The organism is Streptomyces sp. Q2 (assembly GCF_056820935.1).
The window spans coordinates 184,771-200,814 of record NZ_JBXEJE010000012.1; the positions used below are offsets into that span (position 1 = coordinate 184,771).

15 protein-coding genes and 2 tRNA genes are annotated in these 16,044 nt (G+C 70.6%); 5 read left to right on the forward strand and 12 right to left on the reverse strand.

The window, feature by feature from the left end:
- Positions 1 to 19 precede the first annotated feature (19 nt).
- The gene (locus tag ACWBNA_RS15605) at positions 20 to 2,452 is read left to right on the forward strand and encodes an SCO7613 C-terminal domain-containing membrane protein (protein ID WP_482704934.1); all 2,433 of its coding nucleotides are present in this window, start codon (positions 20 to 22) and stop codon (positions 2,450 to 2,452) included.
- A gap of 7 nt (positions 2,453 to 2,459) precedes the next feature.
- Here the strand turns inward: ACWBNA_RS15605 and ACWBNA_RS15610 are convergent, their stop codons facing one another.
- The 7 genes from ACWBNA_RS15610 to ACWBNA_RS15640 form a co-directional block, all read right to left on the reverse strand.
- Positions 2,460 to 5,195, reverse strand: coding sequence for an exo-rhamnogalacturonan lyase family protein (locus ACWBNA_RS15610; RefSeq protein WP_482704935.1), 2,736 nt, complete (start codon positions 5,193 to 5,195; stop codon positions 2,460 to 2,462).
- Positions 5,196 to 5,293: 98 nt separating this feature from the next.
- Positions 5,294 to 5,893, reverse strand: coding sequence for a hypothetical protein (locus tag ACWBNA_RS15615; protein ID WP_482704936.1), 600 nt, complete (start codon positions 5,891 to 5,893; stop codon positions 5,294 to 5,296).
- A 24-nt stretch (positions 5,894 to 5,917) separates the two neighbouring features.
- Positions 5,918 to 6,790, reverse strand: coding sequence for a carbohydrate ABC transporter permease (locus ACWBNA_RS15620; RefSeq protein WP_482704937.1), 873 nt, complete (start codon positions 6,788 to 6,790; stop codon positions 5,918 to 5,920).
- Positions 6,787 to 7,743 carry a carbohydrate ABC transporter permease gene (locus tag ACWBNA_RS15625; RefSeq protein ID WP_482704938.1) on the reverse strand — a complete coding sequence of 319 codons (957 nt, stop codon included), beginning with the start codon at positions 7,741 to 7,743 and terminating at the stop codon, positions 6,787 to 6,789. Before ACWBNA_RS15625 ends, ACWBNA_RS15620 begins: the two co-directional genes overlap by 4 nt.
- Positions 7,744 to 7,757: 14 nt before the next feature.
- Positions 7,758 to 9,047, reverse strand: coding sequence for an ABC transporter substrate-binding protein (locus ACWBNA_RS15630; protein ID WP_482704939.1), 1,290 nt, complete (start codon positions 9,045 to 9,047; stop codon positions 7,758 to 7,760).
- A 357-nt stretch (positions 9,048 to 9,404) separates the two neighbouring features.
- Positions 9,405 to 9,476: transfer RNA gene (locus tag ACWBNA_RS15635), tRNA-Val, on the reverse strand.
- Positions 9,477 to 9,554: 78 nt separating this feature from the next.
- Complete coding sequence (locus ACWBNA_RS15640) at positions 9,555 to 10,007, reverse strand: TIGR02611 family protein (protein ID WP_482704940.1); 453 nt, start codon at positions 10,005 to 10,007, stop codon at positions 9,555 to 9,557.
- Between the two features lie 191 nt (positions 10,008 to 10,198).
- Between ACWBNA_RS15640 and ACWBNA_RS15645 the strand changes: the two genes are divergently transcribed.
- Both ACWBNA_RS15645 and ACWBNA_RS15650 read left to right on the forward strand, forming a co-directional pair.
- Positions 10,199 to 10,612, forward strand: coding sequence for an SsgA family sporulation/cell division regulator (locus tag ACWBNA_RS15645; RefSeq protein WP_004002642.1), 414 nt, complete (start codon positions 10,199 to 10,201; stop codon positions 10,610 to 10,612).
- A 218-nt stretch (positions 10,613 to 10,830) separates the two neighbouring features.
- Positions 10,831 to 11,391 (forward strand): CGNR zinc finger domain-containing protein, encoded by a 561-nt coding sequence (locus ACWBNA_RS15650; RefSeq protein WP_482704941.1) that lies wholly within the window; start codon positions 10,831 to 10,833, stop codon positions 11,389 to 11,391.
- Between the two features lie 65 nt (positions 11,392 to 11,456).
- Here ACWBNA_RS15650 and ACWBNA_RS15655 read toward each other — a convergent pair whose 3' ends face one another.
- Positions 11,457 to 11,609, reverse strand: coding sequence for a hypothetical protein (locus tag ACWBNA_RS15655; protein ID WP_482704942.1), 153 nt, complete (start codon positions 11,607 to 11,609; stop codon positions 11,457 to 11,459).
- Positions 11,610 to 11,808: 199 nt separating this feature from the next.
- Positions 11,809 to 12,258, reverse strand: a complete 450-nt coding sequence (locus ACWBNA_RS15660) for a hypothetical protein (protein WP_482704943.1) — start codon at positions 12,256 to 12,258, stop codon at positions 11,809 to 11,811.
- A gap of 239 nt (positions 12,259 to 12,497) precedes the next feature.
- Here ACWBNA_RS15660 and ACWBNA_RS15665 point away from each other — a divergent pair, with 239 nt between their 5' ends.
- A complete protein-coding gene (locus ACWBNA_RS15665; protein ID WP_482704944.1) occupies positions 12,498 to 13,019 on the forward strand; it encodes a DsbA family protein in 522 nt (173 codons plus the stop codon).
- Positions 13,020 to 13,039: 20 nt separating this feature from the next.
- Here the strand turns inward: ACWBNA_RS15665 and ACWBNA_RS15670 are convergent, their stop codons facing one another.
- From ACWBNA_RS15670 to ACWBNA_RS15680, 3 genes are read right to left on the reverse strand one after another with little or no spacing between them, the layout of a single operon-like run.
- Positions 13,040 to 13,864, reverse strand: coding sequence for a GNAT family N-acetyltransferase (locus ACWBNA_RS15670; protein ID WP_482704945.1), 825 nt, complete (start codon positions 13,862 to 13,864; stop codon positions 13,040 to 13,042).
- A 53-nt stretch (positions 13,865 to 13,917) separates the two neighbouring features.
- Positions 13,918 to 14,739: an aminotransferase class IV gene (locus tag ACWBNA_RS15675; protein ID WP_482704946.1), complete on the reverse strand. Its 822-nt coding sequence runs from the start codon at positions 14,737 to 14,739 to the stop codon at positions 13,918 to 13,920.
- A complete protein-coding gene (locus tag ACWBNA_RS15680; protein ID WP_482704947.1) occupies positions 14,736 to 15,779 on the reverse strand; it encodes a chorismate-binding protein in 1,044 nt (347 codons plus the stop codon). The genes ACWBNA_RS15675 and ACWBNA_RS15680 overlap by 4 nt, the downstream gene beginning before the upstream one ends.
- A gap of 178 nt (positions 15,780 to 15,957) precedes the next feature.
- On the opposite strand from ACWBNA_RS15680, the gene ACWBNA_RS15685 reads away from it, so the two are divergent.
- A tRNA-Gly gene (locus tag ACWBNA_RS15685) sits at positions 15,958 to 16,030 on the forward strand.
- The last annotated feature ends 14 nt before the right edge of the window (positions 16,031 to 16,044 follow it).

Here is a 16,044-nt window from a genome sequence, read left to right on the forward strand (position 1 = left end):
CTCCTGAGTACCCGCACTCATGGCGTTCGGCGTGATGCGGACCACACTCGACGGCATGACGCACATTCCGCCCCCGGCCGAGGAGTTGCGGCTCCTCGATGCCGAGCTGTGGCACCTGGACGCCCGCCGGGCCCAGCTGCTGACCCGTCGTGCGTGGCTGGTCGCGGCCCTGCACCACGCGCCGCCGTCCGCGCCTGCCACACCGCCCGCGCCTGTTTTCGCGCCGCCCCGCCCGGAGGCCGCCGCACCGCGTGTCCAGAACGTGCTGCTGCTGCTCGGCGGCATCCTGCTCACCATCGCGGCGATGGTGTTCACGCTGGTCAGCTGGGGGCATCTGGGCATCGCCGGGCGGGCCGTGGTGCTCGGCGCGGTCACGCTGGCCGCGCTCGCCGGGCCGGCGGTGCTGTTGCAGCGGGGGCTGCGCTCGACGGCCGAGTCGGTGGCGGGTCTCGGGCTCGCGCTGACGGTTCTCGACGCGTACGCACTGCACGAGGTGATCCTCGCGGACGTGGACGGCACGGGGTTCGCGGCGGTCGCGTCGGCCGTGCTCGCGGTGCTGTGGGCCGCGTACGGTCTGCTGCCGGCCACGGCCGCCCTGCGTCTGCCCCTTCCGGCCGCTCTGGCCGCGGCCCAACTCCCGCTGCTCCTCTGGTCGGTGGCTGCCGACGCCGACCCCTACGGGATCACGGCCGCGCTGTTGCTGACTGCCGCGTTCGACACGGTTGTGGCACTCCGGGTGCCTTCCGGATCCGTACGGATCGCCGCCACCGTCGGCGCGTACGGCACGGGCGCCTGGGGCGTGCTGGTCGCCGGCGTGCTGTCCTTGACGGCCACCGGCCCGGGCGCCGCCGCCCGTGCGGCGGCGCTCCTCCTCCTCGCGGCGACGATCGCGCTGGTCGCGGCGTGGCGGAGCCAGGGCGAGAGGCGAGCCCTCGGCCTCGCCGTCACCGCCGGACTGCTCACGGTCGGCGCGCTCGGCGGTGCGGTGCGCCCCGCGCTCGCGGGGGTGTGGACGGTCCCGGCCCATCTGGCTTTGGGGATCGCCCTGTTGGCCGCTCTGCGGGCCGGACGACTGCCCCAGGCGGTGCGGAGCGGCTTCGTGTGGGCCTCCGGCACCGTGCAGGCGCTGGCCGTGCTGTGGGCGCTGCCGGTCCTCGTGGTCACGCTGCTGGGTCCGGCCGGGTGGTCGGCGCACGCGTGGACCGGTGCCCCGTCGGACGCCCGTGCGGCGGTGACGGTCGACGCGCCCTGGCCGCCGCACGCGGCGACGGTCCCGCTCGTGCTGGCGGCCGTCGCGGCCGTGCTCGCCCTGGCGGTCCGTGACGCGGCCTGGCGCCCGCGGGCCCTGACCGGTGCGGTGGGTCTGGCGTGGGCCACCGTGCTCACCCTGGCGCCGGCCCTCGAACTGCCCTACGCCGTCGGCCTGTCGGCGGCGGGGGTCACGACCGCCGGAGCACTCGCGGTGGCGGCGTACGCCCTCCGGGCCACGCCCGAGCACCGGCTCACGCATCCCACTGCCCTCGTTCTCGCGTCGGCCGCCTCCCTCAGTCTCGCCTGCCTCTCCCTCGCCACGCAGACCGCGACCCTGACCGTGCTCTCCGCCCTGACGGCACTGTTCGCGGCGGTCTCGTGGCGCTCACGCCTCGCCCCCGTGACGGCCCCGGCCGCACTCGCGTACGCCGCCGCACTCGCCTGCGCGATCGGTGCCGCCGCCGACTGGACGCCCTCGCACACCGCCCTGCTCGTGCTCGCGGTGCCCGCTGTCGCGGCCCTGCTCGCGGCACGGCTCGGCGGTTCCCCGGCGACCGTGCCGGTCGAGGCGGCAGGCGCCGCCGCCGGTCTGCTCGCCGTGGCACTGGCCGTCACCGACCCGCCCCTGCTGGCCCTGGTCCTGGCCCTGTGCGCGGTGATCACCGCCGGCACGGCCGTACGCCCGGACCGCCGCGCCCTCGGCTACGCGGCCACCGCCCTGTTCGTGCTGGCGACCTGGGTCCGGCTGGCTTCCTGGGACGTCGGAACCCCGGAGGCGTACACCCTCCCGGTCACCGTCCCGGCGTTGCTGGTCGGCGCCCTGCGCCGGCGCCGCGATCCGCGGGCGTCCTCCTGGACGGCGTACGGCCCGGGCCTCGCCGCCACTCTCGTGCCGAGCCTCGTCGCGGCCTGGGGCGACGCCCACTGGACGCGCCCCCTGCTGCTGGGCCTCGCGGCACTGCTGGTCACCCTGCTGGGCGCCCGGCACCACCTCCAGGCCCCGCTCCTGCTCGGCGGCTGGGTACTGACTCTGGACGCGCTGCACGAACTCGCGCCCTTCCTCGTCCAGGTCACCGACGCCCTCCCCCGCTGGGCGCCTCCCGCCCTCGCCGGACTGCTGCTGCTCGCACTCGGGGCGACGTACGAGCAGCGACTGCGCGATATCCGGCGGGTGCGGGAGGTCCTGGGGAAGATGAACTAGCCGACGGCTACGGCATCTTGTCCCCCAGCAGTGCCAGGTTCTCGATGGCGGCGAGGCCGTAGAGCGCGGTGTCGTTCGTGGCCACCCAGGTGGCCTCGCTGCCCGGGACCAGCGCGGCCGGGCCGCTCAGCTTCTCGGTCTTCCAGGGCGCCGACTCCTTGTAGCCGTCGGAGTTGTAGAACTTGTCCCACGCCCGCTTGGCGAGCTTCTCGTCGCCGGTCTTGACGGCGGCGTACGCGTCGAGGCGCGAGTGGCCCTGGAACAGCAGCAGGGAGCCGAAGTTGGAGCCGTAGCGGGCCGCCTGCTCGGCCTTCGTCGCGTTGAAGTAGCGGCAGTAGTCGAAGTAGGCCTCGTTGAACTTCGGCATGTCGACGAGGTCGATGAGCTCGGCGCACAGCTCGTTGAGGCCGAAGACGGCGGAGAGGTGCGACACGCCGACCACCGGCTTGTCGGCGACGGCGAACCTGCCCGTGTCGAGGTCGTACAGACCGGTCCCCTGCACGAAGCCGTTGGGCTGGGCGGCGATCGTCTCCATCGTCGACAGGACGCGCGCCTTGGCCTTCTCCCACTTGGGGCCCTTGCGCTCCCACTCCGTGAGCCAGGCGGACACCAGACCGCTCCAGTCCGTGCCGAAGCCGATCGACAGGGCGTGCCGGTCGGGCGTGTACGGCTCGGTGCGGATCTTGCGGATCGGGTCGAGGACGAGGAACGTCTCGTCGGAGTCGACGTTGGCGTGCATGAGGTCGCCGACCCGCTCGTCGGCCGTGAGGAAGTAGTAGTAGCGGCGGTACGTCGTGTTGGCGATGCGCTGCTGCTTGGCGCTGTCGGCGTAGTGCTGCACACCGTGCCGGGTGCCGAGACCGGCCCACTTGCCCAGGTGGTAGACGTCCACCTCACCGGTGTGCCGGGTCATCGCCTCGGCGAAGCGGAAGATGTCCGCCCGACCGGAGCGCAGGTACGCGAACCACAGCCACAGGTCCGGCGACAGTTCGGAGTTGTCCCAGGCGTATCCGCCGATGTCGTACCGCCACTGGTGCCGGACCGTGTCGTACGTGTGCATGATGTCGCCGTAGTCCCAGAAGCCGTACCAACGGCGCTGCTCCACCTGGTCCTTGTAGTAGGTGAAGAGGAAGTCGAGGTGGTCCTCGATCTTGGCCTTGGCGGGCGTGGAGCGGTCCGGCTCGGAGTACAGACCCGGGCCGAAGACCCCGGCCTTGATGAGCTGCTTGGGCGGGGCGGCCAGCTGGGGCAGCACCCGTACGGCCTCGACCTGTTCGGCGAGTGTCTCGGCGCTCGGCGTCGACTCGTTGGCCCAGAAGAGGAGTTCGGAGGTACGGGCGATGCCGTAGGGGGTGCCGAACTCGGGCTCGTAGTCCTCGTAGGTGATGTTGAGGCCTTCGAGCTGCTCGGCGAAGGTGTCCTGGCCCATGCCGTCGTGGTAGAAGCGCAGGTCCATGGGCTGCGCCTCGGGCGACCAGAGCCAGAGGGTGACCTCGGCCTCGTCGGTCTGGGCGTCGCGGATGTCGAGCTGGGCCGGGAACTTCTCCCAGAAGTCCCGCAGGCCGAAGGAGAACCCGCCGCTCGCCCCGCCGACGTATCCGAACCCGGAGGCGCGCCTGCCGCCGCCGGCGCCGATCCAGCCGTGGCCCTTCTTGGTGCGCTTGCGCAGGCCGAAGCCGTCGGCGGAGAGCTGGGAGAGGGTGTAGTCGCCCCATTCCGGGATGTACTGGAGCCGGGTGGTGACCCGCTGGTCCCAGGTGGAGGGGTCAGGCAGCTTCTTCCCCTCGTACTGCGCCGCCTGCACGGCCGCGCCCGGGTCGCGGCGCAGTCCGGTGATGCCCTTGACGGCCTCGCGCAGCAGACCGGTGCCGTCGCCGCCGATGCGGATGTGGCGGTCGTACGACTGGTCGCGCATCGGCACGGTGAAGCGGACGCCGAGGCCGCGGATGAAGTCGCCGCTGGCCTTGCCGGGCTCCTGCGTGCCGTCGAAGGTGATGGTGTGCACCATCCGGAAGGAGTCGGCGCCCGCGTAGAAGTACAGCCGGATGGAGAACGGCAGCCAGCTGCGGCTGCCCTTGCGGTGCTTGCCGTCGATGCGGACGACCGCCCTGACCGGGCCCTCCTGCTCGACCTCGACCTTCGAGATGGCACCCTCGAAGCGCTCGGTCTTGACCGCGCCCCGGTCCTCGTCCTCGATCTCGGGCTGGCGGATGAGGACGAGCCGGCCGTTCTTGGCGATCTCGGTCGAGCCGCGGGTGACCGACTTGATCAGCGTGGCGCCGGACTTGCCGATCTTCGCGGTGATCACGCCGGTCGAGATGTCGATGGTGCCGCCGCTCTTGTCGACCGTGACCTTCTTGGCGGGGGCGGCGGTCTCGCCCGCGGTCAGGGTGAGCTTGCCGGTACCCGAACTGACCGCGTGCGCGGTCCACTTGAGCGAGCCGTCGGGCCAGTACGCGATCGGCCACGACTGCGCGGGCACGGCCTTGCCGTCCGCGTCCGTGATCGCGAACTTCTGGTCCTTCTGGTACGTGCCCTTGGGCCAGGGGACGCCGACGGTGGAGCCGGGGGCGGCGCCCAGGCCGCCGTCCTCCAGCCAGTCCAGGGTCACCGGATCGGCGTCGGCCTCGGCGGCTCTCGGCGCGGCCTGCGCTTCGTTCGCTCCTAGGGCCCAGCTGAACTGCGCGGCGGCGCCGGCTACGGCGGCTGCCTTGAGGATGGACCTGCGGGGGATGGGAGACATGAGAATCCAGCCTTTCCTTTCCACATGCGGATGGTCAGGGGCATGACAGAGAGAGGTACGACGCCCAGGGCGCCGACCTTGTGCGAGGACACCGCGGGTCAGCGGTGCCGGTACCGCTCCTCCACGGCGACGGCCGCCGCCGCGACGGCCCCCAGGACGGGGACCGCCAGCGGTGCGACGAACATGGCGGACAGGGTGACGACAGCCAGCCCGCAGACGACCAGGAAGGACCCGGCGGGATCGAGCACGGTCCGCCGCCCCGCGTCCGCGAGCAGCGCCCGCCAGGTGGCACCCGGCGTCCAGACGGCGGCCGCCCGCAGCAGCGCCACGGCGAGTCCGATCAGCGCGAAGATGCCGACCGCCCCGACGAACGGCCCGCCGGGAATCCCGGCCCGTGCGGCCAGGACGTCCACCCAGACCGCGGCGGCCGCCACCCAGCCGACGAGCCCGACGATCCACCCGGCGCGCGCGGCCGTACCGAAGTCCGCGACGAACTCCCGCCAGCCACCGTTCTCGTGGGCCGTACGGCGCCGCAGGTGCCGCGCGCCGGCGGCGAAGGCCGCGGGGTAGGTGACGACCCCGAGACAGGCCACGGCGATCCACACGCCGGTGAGCAGGCACTCGGCGAAGAGCGCGAAGCGTTCGCCGAACATGGACCCCCTGCGCCGGGAACGGGCCTTCACACGTGCTTCCGCCATGGTGACCGCCTCAGCCCTTTCTGCTCACTTCAGTCCGGACGTCGCCATACCGTCGATGAGGTACCGCTGGAAGGCCATGAAGAAGGCGATGACCGGCACCAGCGCCACCAGCGACATCGCGATCATGCTGCCGTAGTTGGAGATGCCCTCCTGATCGCGGAACATCATCAGGCCGAGCGAGACGGTGTAGTTGTCAGGGGTGTTGAGATAGATCAACGGACCCATGAAGTCGTTCCACGCGTTGATGAAGGTGAAGATCGCGCTGGTGATGAGGGCGGGCCGGCACAACGGCAGCACGATGGACCAGTAGGTCCTCAGGTGCCCGCAGCCGTCGAGCTTGGCGGCCTCGTCCAGCTCGCGCGGCAGCCCGCGCATGAACTGCACCATCAGGAAGACGAAGAACGCCTCCGTGGCCAGGAACTTGCCCGCCACGAGCGGGACCAGGGTGTCCGTGAGCTCAAGCTTGCGGAACATCACGTACTGCGGGATGAGCAGGACGTGGTACGGCAGCAGCAGCGTGCCGATCATCAGCGTGAACAGCAGGTTCCGGCCGGCGAACCGGATCTTGGCGAAGGCGTACGCGGTCAGCGAGCTGGACAGCACGACACCGACCACGGCGAGACCCGCGTACATCAGCGAGTTCGTGAAGAACGTGCCGATGGAGATGCCGGAGATGCCGTCGGCGAGCCCGGAGAAGTTCTCCCAGACCGGCTTGGTGGGCAGCAGGTCGATGCTGGCGATGATGTCCTTGCTCGGCTTGAACGAGGCGCCGACCACCCAGATCACGGGGTACAGGACGACCGCGAGGACGGCGAGCGCGCTCACATGCCAGGCGAGGGATCCGGTGCGCCGCCGCTCACCCGCGGTGCGCACGGCGGGGGTGCTGACAGTGGTCACTTGGCGGCCTCCTCGTAGTGCACCCACTTCTTCTGCGACCAGAACAGGACCGCCGTGACGAGCGCCACCGCGACCACCAGCGTCCAGGCCATCGCGGAGGCGAAGCCCATCTGAGCCTCCTTGAAGCCCTTCTGGTAGAGGTAACAGGTGTAGACGAGGGTGGCGTCGGCCGGCCCGCACTGGGTGTTGGAGACCACGTACGCGGACCCGAAGACCTGGAACGCGTGGATGGACTCCAGCAGCACGTTGAAGAACAGCACCGGGGAGATCATCGGCAGTGTGATGTTCCAGAACCGCCGGAGGGGGCCGGCCCCGTCCATCTCGGCGGCCTCGTACAGCTCCTGCGGAACCTGCTTGAGACCGGCGAGGAAGATGACCATCGGCGCGCCGAACTGCCAGATGCTCAGCGCCACCAGCGCGTAGATGACGTAGTCCGGGTTGCCGATCCAGCCGCCCACGTCCAGCCCGAAGACCTTCTGTGTGCGATCCACGATCGCGTCGTCCGAGAACAGCGCCCGCCACACGAAACCGACGGAGACGCTGGCGCCGATGAGCGAGGGCATGTAGAACGCGGCCCGGTACAGGCCCTGCCCGCTCCGCTTCTGCGCGAGCAGCAGCGCGACCCCGAGCGCGAGCAGCAGCTTCAGCGGTGTGGCCACGACGACGTACTTCAGCGTGACCTCGACCGACTTCTGCCAGCGCGGGTCCTGGAACATGGTCGTGAAGTTGTCGAAGCCCACCCACTGCGGCGGAGTGAAGAGGTTGTAGCGGGTGAACGCGTAGTACAGCGACGCGATCATCGGCCCCGCGGTGAGCACCAGGAATCCCGCGATCCACGGCGACATGAAGAGATAGCCGGAGATGTTCTCGCGGCGCCGCCCGCGCCGCCCGGCGGCAGGAGCGGCGGACCGCTTCTTCACCGGGCGCGCGGGCGCTTCCTTGACGAGCGTCATGGTGGTACGTCCCCTCAGCCCGCGAACGCGGCCTTGGCCTCGCTGAACAGCGCCTTGGCGGCGTCGGCCGGCTTGGTCTTGCCCTGGGAGACCTCGCCGCCGATACGCAGGAACGCCGCCTCGATGACATCGGCGCCCGACGGGTGCGGGGTGATCTTCCCGAGCACGCCGGCCTTGGCGACCTCTTCCTCGTACGCCTTGACGCCCTTGTTGTTGGCGTCGGTGGGCTGGAACGCGTCGTACTGCTCGGTCGTGGCGAGGATGCCGCGGTCGTAGCCCATGATCTTGCCGACCTCGGGGTCGTGGACCATGAAGGAGATGAACTGGGCGACTTCCTTGGGGTGCTTGGTCCCGGAGAAGCCGCTGAGCATCAGCGAGCCGAGGTACTGGCCGGTCTGCTTGCCGTCCGTGGTGGGGATCGGCGCGAGTCCGTAGTCCGACTCGCCCTCACCCTCGTAGCGGATGGAGAAGTTGTCCCAGGTGAACTCGGACGCGGCGAGCCCGGCCGACAGACCCGACTTCGGATAGACCTGCTCGATCTTCTTGGGGTCGGCGACGAGCCCGGACTTCACGCGCTTGTACGCGTCCGTCCACCACTGCGTCAGATCGTCCTCGGTGAAGCCGAGATCGGAGTCGGTGAAGAAGGCCTTGCCGTTCTGCCGCAGGTACAGGTCGTACAGGTACATGATGCCGTGGTAGCCGGTGTCACCGGCGATCTTCAGCTTGTCCTGGATCGTCTGGAGCGTGTCGAAGTACTCGTCCCAGGTCCAGCCCATCTTCGCCTCGACGCCGGCCTTCTTGAAGGCCTTGAGGTCGATGACGAGCGCCATGGTGTTGGCGCCGACGGGGATGCCGAGCTGCTTGCCCTCGACCTGACCGTTCGCCAGAACGCCGTTGCGGAAGTTGTCCAGGCTCAGGTTCCCGGCGTCCGCCTGCGCCTTGAGATCGAGGAGAACACCGCGCTTGTCGTACTTGCGCAGGAAACCGACCGCATTCTGGAATACGTCCGGCGGATTCCCGCCGGAGGCCTGTGTCTGGAACTTCTCCCAGAACGCCTGGTAGTCGGTGAATTCAGGCTTGATCTTGATCTTCGGGTACTTCTTCTCGAAGACCGCGATCGCCTTCTTCATGGCGATGGTGCGCGGCTCGCCACCCCACCACGCATAACGGAGCGTCACCGTCCCGTCCGAGGAGGTACCGCCGTCTCCCCCGCACCCCGTGGTCGCGGCCAGGCCCAGTGTGGCCGCCGTCGCTCCCGCGGCCTTCAGGATCGTACGCCTCTCAACACTCCTGCTGGTTCCCACAGTCGGACCCTCCCCGCAGCGTCGTTGCCGCCTGCATGAATCGTTTCAAGTAAGCGCTTGCTGGCACAAGCTACGGAGGGCCTCGGAGTGCGTCAATGATTCGGACAGGATTTTCTTCCGGGCCCGTGTGGCGAGTTGGCGGTCCGTCGGGGGCGAAGTCGGCGACAGGCAGGGCGACGCCGCAGGTGAGGCGCCCGGGATCGACCGGTCGAACGTGAACTGGCCCTCGGCACGCGGATGTTGATCGGCCAAAACTCGCCGGAGGATGCGCGGCCTTTCCGACCGCGCCGGGACTCGCCGTGCGCGCACACGACGACGGCCCGCCTGCTCTCTCGCAGACGGGCCGTCGTGTCCGGGTGGGCGATACTGGGTTCGAACCAGTGACCTCTTCGGTGTGAACGAAGCGCTCTCCCACTGAGCTAATCGCCCGGACGCAGGGAGAACATTACCCCATGTCAGGGGATACGGATGACCGGCACCGGCCGGCCCGCGCACCCCCGGCGCGGCTCACTGGTTCTTGATCTTCCAGGGCATCACGACGCCGAACTTCCAGAGGTAGATCCCGACGATGACGCCCACGATCACCAGGCCGACCGACGTCAGGATGATGTTGCGCTGCCGGACCTTGGGATCGAGGGCGCGCTGGGCCGCCTCGGTGACCTTGCGCTTGGTCCAGCGGAGCACCAGCTGGGCCCAGACGAACTCGGTCGCCCAGATCGCCATGCCACCGAAGATCACGACCCAGCCCGGTCCGGGCAACGGCAGCATGACGATGCCCAGGGCCACGACCGCGAGTCCGATGACGAAGATCCCGACCTGCCAGCTCAGGTGCAGCATGCGGCGTGCCTGGACGAACGCGGGCGCTTTGGAACCGAGCCCCTGCTCACCCTGCACCTCGTCGGTGCGCGTCTTTTCCACCGCCGCAGCCACCTCGCCCGACCCGTCACTCCCCGTATTCATACGGCCAAACCCTACCGGACGGAAACCGGTCACCGAAATGGGCGTACCGTGCGAACGCTCTCTCGGCCGGAAGAGTTACGTAAAGGCACGCAAAACACTCAGAGGGGTTTACAACGGCACCGTAGGTGGCATGTCGATTTCGCCGACGTGCGAATCCCCGAGCGCACACTGAGCGAAAGGCCCTGGCGCTTATGAACACCACGGTCAGCTGCGAGCTGCACCTGCGCCTCGTTGTGTCGAGCGAGTCCTCCCTGCCTGTCCCCGCAGGCCTGCGGTACGACACGGCCGACCCCTACGCCGTGCACGCCACCTTCCACACCGGAGCCGAGGAGACCGTCGAGTGGGTGTTCGCCCGCGACCTTCTCGCGGAGGGCCTCCACCGGCCCACCGGCACCGGCGACGTCCGTGTATGGCCGTCGCGCAGCCATGGTCAGGGCGTCGTCTGCATCGCCCTGAGTTCGCCGGAGGGCGAGGCCCTGCTGGAGGCCCCGGCGCGGGCCCTGGAGTCCTTCCTGAAGCGGACTGATGCCGCCGTGCCTCCCGGCACGGAGCACCGCCACTTCGATCTCGATCAGGAGCTCTCGCACATCCTGGCGGAAAGCTAGGGGCGAGGCTGCACAGAGCCGCCCGGCGCCGTCCACTCGGGGAGACGGCTCGGGCCCAGACAACCGCATAGGGCACGCGCCGGCGTCGTCATCGTGGATCCCCACGAGGACGGCGCCGGTGCGCGTCGTGCGATCGTCGGCTCCCCGGCGGGCGCGACCCATTACCATCGGCCAGCATCGGCGGGCGCCCGCCCGACCCCCAGGCCAGGGAGCGAAACGTGCTGATCACCCACGACACCCGGTGCGCCCTCGACACCGTGGTGGATCTGGTGAACACCGCCCCGGAGGACGACACGGCTCAGGACGCGCTGGCGGATGTCGCGGGCCTTGAGAATTTCGTACGAAACAACGACATCAGCGATGTCGGAGTGCTCTCGGAGTTCGACCTCTCGGCGGTGCGCAAGATCCGAGGACGGTTCGCGGCGGTCTTCGCCGCACCGGACGCCCGAGCGGCCGCCGCGCTGATCAACGAGCTGGTCGCCGCCGCGGGCACCACTCCCCGGCTCACCAACCACGACGGCTACGACTGGCACGTGCACTACTTCGCGCCCGGCGCCTCCGTCGCCGATCACCTGGCCGCCGACTGCGGGATGGCGCTGGCCTTCTTCGTGGTGGCCGGCGAGCAGGAGCGGCTGCGCCGCTGCGAGGCACCCGACTGCCGCCGAGCCTTCGTGGACCTCTCCCGCAACCGCTCGCGGCGCTACTGCGACAGCCGTACCTGCGGCAATCGCCTGCATGTGGCCGCGTACCGGGCGCGGCGCAAGGAGGCGGCGGGCTGAGCCCGGACGAGGTGCCGGCGTCCTCGCGGTCCCCGGCGGGTGGCGCCGGGGACCGCGGGTATGGCTCACAGGAACAGCAGGTCGTGCAGCGCAGCCGTGAGCAGCAGACACCCGATCACCGCAAGGAAGATCATCAGCGGTGGCTGGGAAAGGGCGAAGAGGCATCCGCGCGGCTCGTCCTGAGGTGGCGCGGCGTCGCTCTGTGTCGTGTCCAGCATCTCGCGGTGATGATGACGCAGTCCGGACGTGTGGCGCGATCAACACGCCCGTAATGCGCGGGAGTTCGCCGAATTCCGTGATGTCCGGTTCGAGTCGTGATCATTTTCGGACGCGCAGAGACTCGCTGTGTCGTTTCAGGCCGTTTCAGTGCTTCACGCGGACGTCAGATGCCGTCGGCCGTCACGTCAGCCGTGCACGTCAGATGCCGTGCTTCTTCAGGATGGCCTCGATGTCGCTGAAGTCCTCCGTGGCGGTCTCGCCGCGGGGCCGGGCCGCGGGTTTGGCCGCCGGGCGGGTGCCCGGTCCCAGGGAGGGCGCCGAGGCCGCCGGCGCCACCGCCTCGCTCTGGGCGGCACTCTTGGCCGCCGCCCTGCGCTCCTTGCGGGTACCGCCCCGGCGGCGCTCCACGGCGCGCGTGCCCGCGAACATCAGCCACGAGACGCCGAGCACCCCGAAGCCCGCCCAGGCCGTCGGGCTGAACGCGGTGTCCGCCAGCCACTCCACGACGCCGGTCATGACCAGGCCGAGCGGCACGAGCGCGTACGCGGCGATGCGCGCGGCGGAGAGGAAACGCTTGCGGTATGCCGTGACCGCCGCGATGCCCAGACCGGCTGCGGCGACGGCGGAACAGACGGTCTCGGCAATCATCCGGTCCTCCAGGGCAGGGCGCGGTCGGGCAGGGGCCTTCGTCCCTTCCATCCTGCACCCCCGGCACCCCGCCGGGCCATGCTCCGACCGGACATCAGGGACATCTCCGGGTCGGCTCCTCCGCAGGTGCCGGTCGGGTCGTACACCCCAGGGGCCGTCGGGGTCGCCGTCGCAGGTGGCGGCCGTGCCGGACCGAGGTCCGGTGGGGCCCTCCCGGTCGCGGCTGGGAGAATGGGGGCATGAGTGACTCCTCCCCCGCCCGTGCCGCCGCCCCCGTTCTCGACGTCTGGTGCGAACTCCAGTGCCCGGACTGCCGTGGCGCCCTGGACGACCTCCGGGCCCTGCGCGCCCGCTACGGCGACCGGCTGGAACTGCGGCTGCGGCACTTCCCGCTGGAGAAGCACAAGCACGCCTTCGCCGCCGCGCAGGCCGCCGAGGAGGCGGCGGAGCAGGGGCAGGGGTGGCCGTACGTCGAGGCGGTGCTGGCCCGGGTGACCGAGCTGGACCGTGAGGGGGAACCCCTCCTGGTCGCGGTGGCCCGGGAACTGGGCCTGGACGCGGAGGAGTTCGACACCGCGCTGATCGACGGCCGGCACATCCTGATCGTGGACGCCGACCAGGCCGAGGGCAAGGCGATCGGCGTGACCGGCACACCCACCTATGTCATCGACGGCGAGCGCCTCGACGGCGGCAAGAGCCAGGAAGGGCTGCGCGAGCGCATCGAGGAGATCGTGGACCGGCTGCTGGCCGAGGGTGCCTGAATCCCGCAGGGCTCCTCGCGTCAGAGCAGTTCCTTGTACAGGTGGTGGGTCCGGGTTCGGTAGCCGAGTGACTCGTAGAGCCGCTCGGCCGGGGTGTTGCCCGCGAACACGTTCAGCCGGATACCGGGCCACCCGGCCGCGACGGCCTGCGCCTCCGCGAGCAGCATGAGCGTCCGGCCGTGGCCGTGGCCCCGGTGACGGGCGTCGGTCTCGACGTCGTAGACGAAGGCACGCTCGTCACGCGATCCCAGCCACAGCGTGCCGACCCGGACCCCGTCGTGCTCCAGCACGCTGAACCGCATGCCCTCGGTGGCCGGGCCGTCGGGCAGCAAGGTGGCGTGGTCCTTCTCGGCCTTGGCCCGTGCCTCGGGCTCGGGCACGCCGCGGGAGATCCAGCTCTGCGCGTAGGCCTTCTTCTCGTGCTCCTGCCAGGCGGCGAACTCCGCCTCGGTCATGGCACGGCTCCGGCTGCCGGCGGGCAGTTCCGGCGGCGTGTCACCGAGGCCCTTCTCCATCAGCCGGTTGCGCAGGACGTACCCGAGGGCGGTCGCCGCCCTCAGTGCCGCCTCGGCCTCGGCCGGCACCGCCGCCTCGATCCGCTTGCAGCCCCAGCCGCGTGCCACCTCCTCCGCGGCGAGCGCGGCCACCGTGCCCCGGCCGCGCCGGCGGTCCGGCTCCTCGATGTGCAGATGCAGGATCCGGGCCACCGTGTCGCCGAGGACGGGGGACGTGCCGAGATGTATCTCGCCGACGGGACGGCTGTTCACGCATACCTGATAGCGGCGTGAGCGCGTCCCGTCGGCCGTGCGCTGGAGCGGCTCGGTCGGCCGCAGGGTCGTGGTCATCACGGGTGTTCTACCCGGTGCCGGGCCCCGGAGCAGCCGAATATGCGGCGGTTTTACGGATCGAGGTCGTGGCCCGACCGCTCCTCGAAGATCCGCATGGCCTTGGCGGTCACCGGGCCCGGTGCGCGGGCCGGTACGCGGTCGTCGACCCGGTGCACGGCCTGTACGTCCCGCAGGGTGGAGGTCAGGAACACCTCGTCGGCCCGTTCCAGGACGTCCAGGGGCAGGTCCGTCTCCTTGGCGCCGGTCCACTCGACTGCCAGGGCGCGGGTGATGCCGGCGAGGCAGCCGGACGTGAGGGGCGGGGTGTGGATCTCGCCGTCGAGGACGACGAAGACGTTCGACCCGGTGCCCTCGCAGAGCTGTCCGACCGTGTTGCCGAAGAGGGCCTCGGTGGCGCCCTGTTCGCGGGCGCGGGCGAGGGCGACGACGTTCTCCGCGTACGAGGTCGTCTTGAGGCCGGTGAGCGCGCCGCGCTCGTTGCGCGTCCAGGGGACCGTGATCACGGCCGTGGAGTCGGGGCGGCGGGCGGACTCGCCGATGGCGACCACCAGCGTCGGGCCGCGCTCGCCGCGGTCGGAGCCGAGCGGGCCGTGACCGCCGGTGTACGTGATGCGCAGCCGGCCGAGCGGCATCGGGTTGGCGGCGATGACGGCGGCGCAGGCGCGGCGGACCTCGTCGAGGTCGGGGGCGGGCAGCCCGAGGCCGCGCGCGGAGCGGGTCAGCCGGTCGAGGTGCCGGGTGAGTGCGAACGGCCTGCCGTCCACCACCTTCAGCGTCTCGAAGATGCCGTCGCCCACGGTCAGCCCGTGGTCGAAGACGGAGACACGGGCGGACTCGATGTCCTGCAGCCCACCGTCGAGCCAGATCGTCACTTCGGGATCCCTCCAGTCACCTCGTACGTTCCCGACGCTACCGCGAGCAGCCGGGACGCCTTCAGTTCGGTCTCCCGCCACTCCGCCTCGGGGTCGGACCCCCAGGTGATGCCGGCACCGGTCCCGAAGCGCAGGACGCCCTGCGCACGGTCGATCCAGAAGGTGCGGATGCCGACGGCCAGCTCACCGACGCCCCGGTCGGCGTCGACCCAGCCGATGCCACCGCAGTACGGGCCCCTGGGTGCCGTCTCCAGCTCCTCGATGATCCGCAGCGCGCTCGACTTGGGCGCCCCCGTGACCGAACCGGGCGGGAAGGTGGCGGCGAGCAGGTCGGGCCACCCGGCGTCCTCGCACAGCTCGCCGCGGACGGTGGACACGAGGTGGACCAGGCCGGGGTGCTTCTCCGTGACGCACAGGTCGGGAACGGTCACACTGCCGGTCGCGCAGACCCGCCCGATGTCGTTGCGGACGAGGTCCACGATCATCACGTTCTCGGCGTAGTCCTTCGCCAGGAGGTCCGCCTCGGTGCGTCCGGTGCCCTTGATCGGGCCGGACTCGACGGTCCGGCCGTCGCGGCGCAGGAACAGCTCCGGGGAGGCGGTGGCGATCTCCACTCCGTGGCCGGGCAGGCGGATCGTTCCTGCGTACGGCGCCGGGTTGCCGCGCGCCAGCAGGGCCGTGAGGGCGTCCACGTCCGCGTCCGGCGCGACGGGCGCGGACAGCACCCGGCAGAGGTTGGCCTGGTAGACCTCGCCGGCGGCGATGTACTCACGGATGCGCCGCACCCCCGCCGTGTACGCGCCGCGGTCGAGAGATGACGTCCAGTCACCGGCGGCCGGTCCGCGCCACTGCCCCGACACCGGGGCGGGCACCCGCTCCTCCCGTACGTCCGCGAAGCGGGCACAGGTCAGACGGCCCTCGAAGTCCGCGCTGACCGCCCAGAAGCCGGTGGAGTCGAGCGCGGCGGGATCGCTGGTGACGTCGAGGAGACCGGTGGCCGCACGGTCGCCGAAGCGGGCGAGGGCAGGGAGGTCGGGCACGCAGTCGAGTCTAGGGTGGGTACCCGGCGCGTGACCTGGCCGTGTCCCCGCGCAGACCTCGGGGCACGTCCCTGAGCAGGCGCAGCGCAGCACGCTGCGCAAACGCGTTTTTGTGCTGGCCCGGGAATCCGCTAGAGTTCAGACGTCGCCGGGACGCGGGAGCGGACCGAAACGACAGGCGGACGTAGCTCAGTTGGTAGAGCGCAACCTTGCCAAGGTTGAGGTCGCGAGTTCGAACCTCGTCGTCCGCTCGAAGGAACAGGGG

Excerpts from the sequence above, each read along its gene's own strand:
- ACWBNA_RS15605 (WP_482704934.1), top strand. The coding sequence starts at position 20 with ATGGCGTTCGGCGTGATGCGGACCACACTCGACGGCATGACGCACATT.
- ACWBNA_RS15610 (WP_482704935.1), bottom strand. The coding sequence starts at position 5,195 with ATGTCTCCCATCCCCCGCAGGTCCATCCTCAAGGCAGCCGCCGTAGCC.
- ACWBNA_RS15615 (WP_482704936.1), bottom strand. The coding sequence starts at position 5,893 with ATGGCGGAAGCACGTGTGAAGGCCCGTTCCCGGCGCAGGGGGTCCATG.
- ACWBNA_RS15625 (WP_482704938.1), bottom strand. The coding sequence starts at position 7,743 with ATGACGCTCGTCAAGGAAGCGCCCGCGCGCCCGGTGAAGAAGCGGTCC.
- ACWBNA_RS15640 (WP_482704940.1), bottom strand. The coding sequence starts at position 10,007 with ATGAATACGGGGAGTGACGGGTCGGGCGAGGTGGCTGCGGCGGTGGAA.
- ACWBNA_RS15645 (WP_004002642.1), top strand. The coding sequence starts at position 10,199 with ATGAACACCACGGTCAGCTGCGAGCTGCACCTGCGCCTCGTTGTGTCG.
- ACWBNA_RS15655 (WP_482704942.1), bottom strand. The coding sequence starts at position 11,609 with ATGCTGGACACGACACAGAGCGACGCCGCGCCACCTCAGGACGAGCCG.
- ACWBNA_RS15660 (WP_482704943.1), bottom strand. The coding sequence starts at position 12,258 with ATGATTGCCGAGACCGTCTGTTCCGCCGTCGCCGCAGCCGGTCTGGGC.
- ACWBNA_RS15665 (WP_482704944.1), top strand. The coding sequence starts at position 12,498 with ATGAGTGACTCCTCCCCCGCCCGTGCCGCCGCCCCCGTTCTCGACGTC.
- ACWBNA_RS15670 (WP_482704945.1), bottom strand. The coding sequence starts at position 13,864 with ATGACCACGACCCTGCGGCCGACCGAGCCGCTCCAGCGCACGGCCGAC.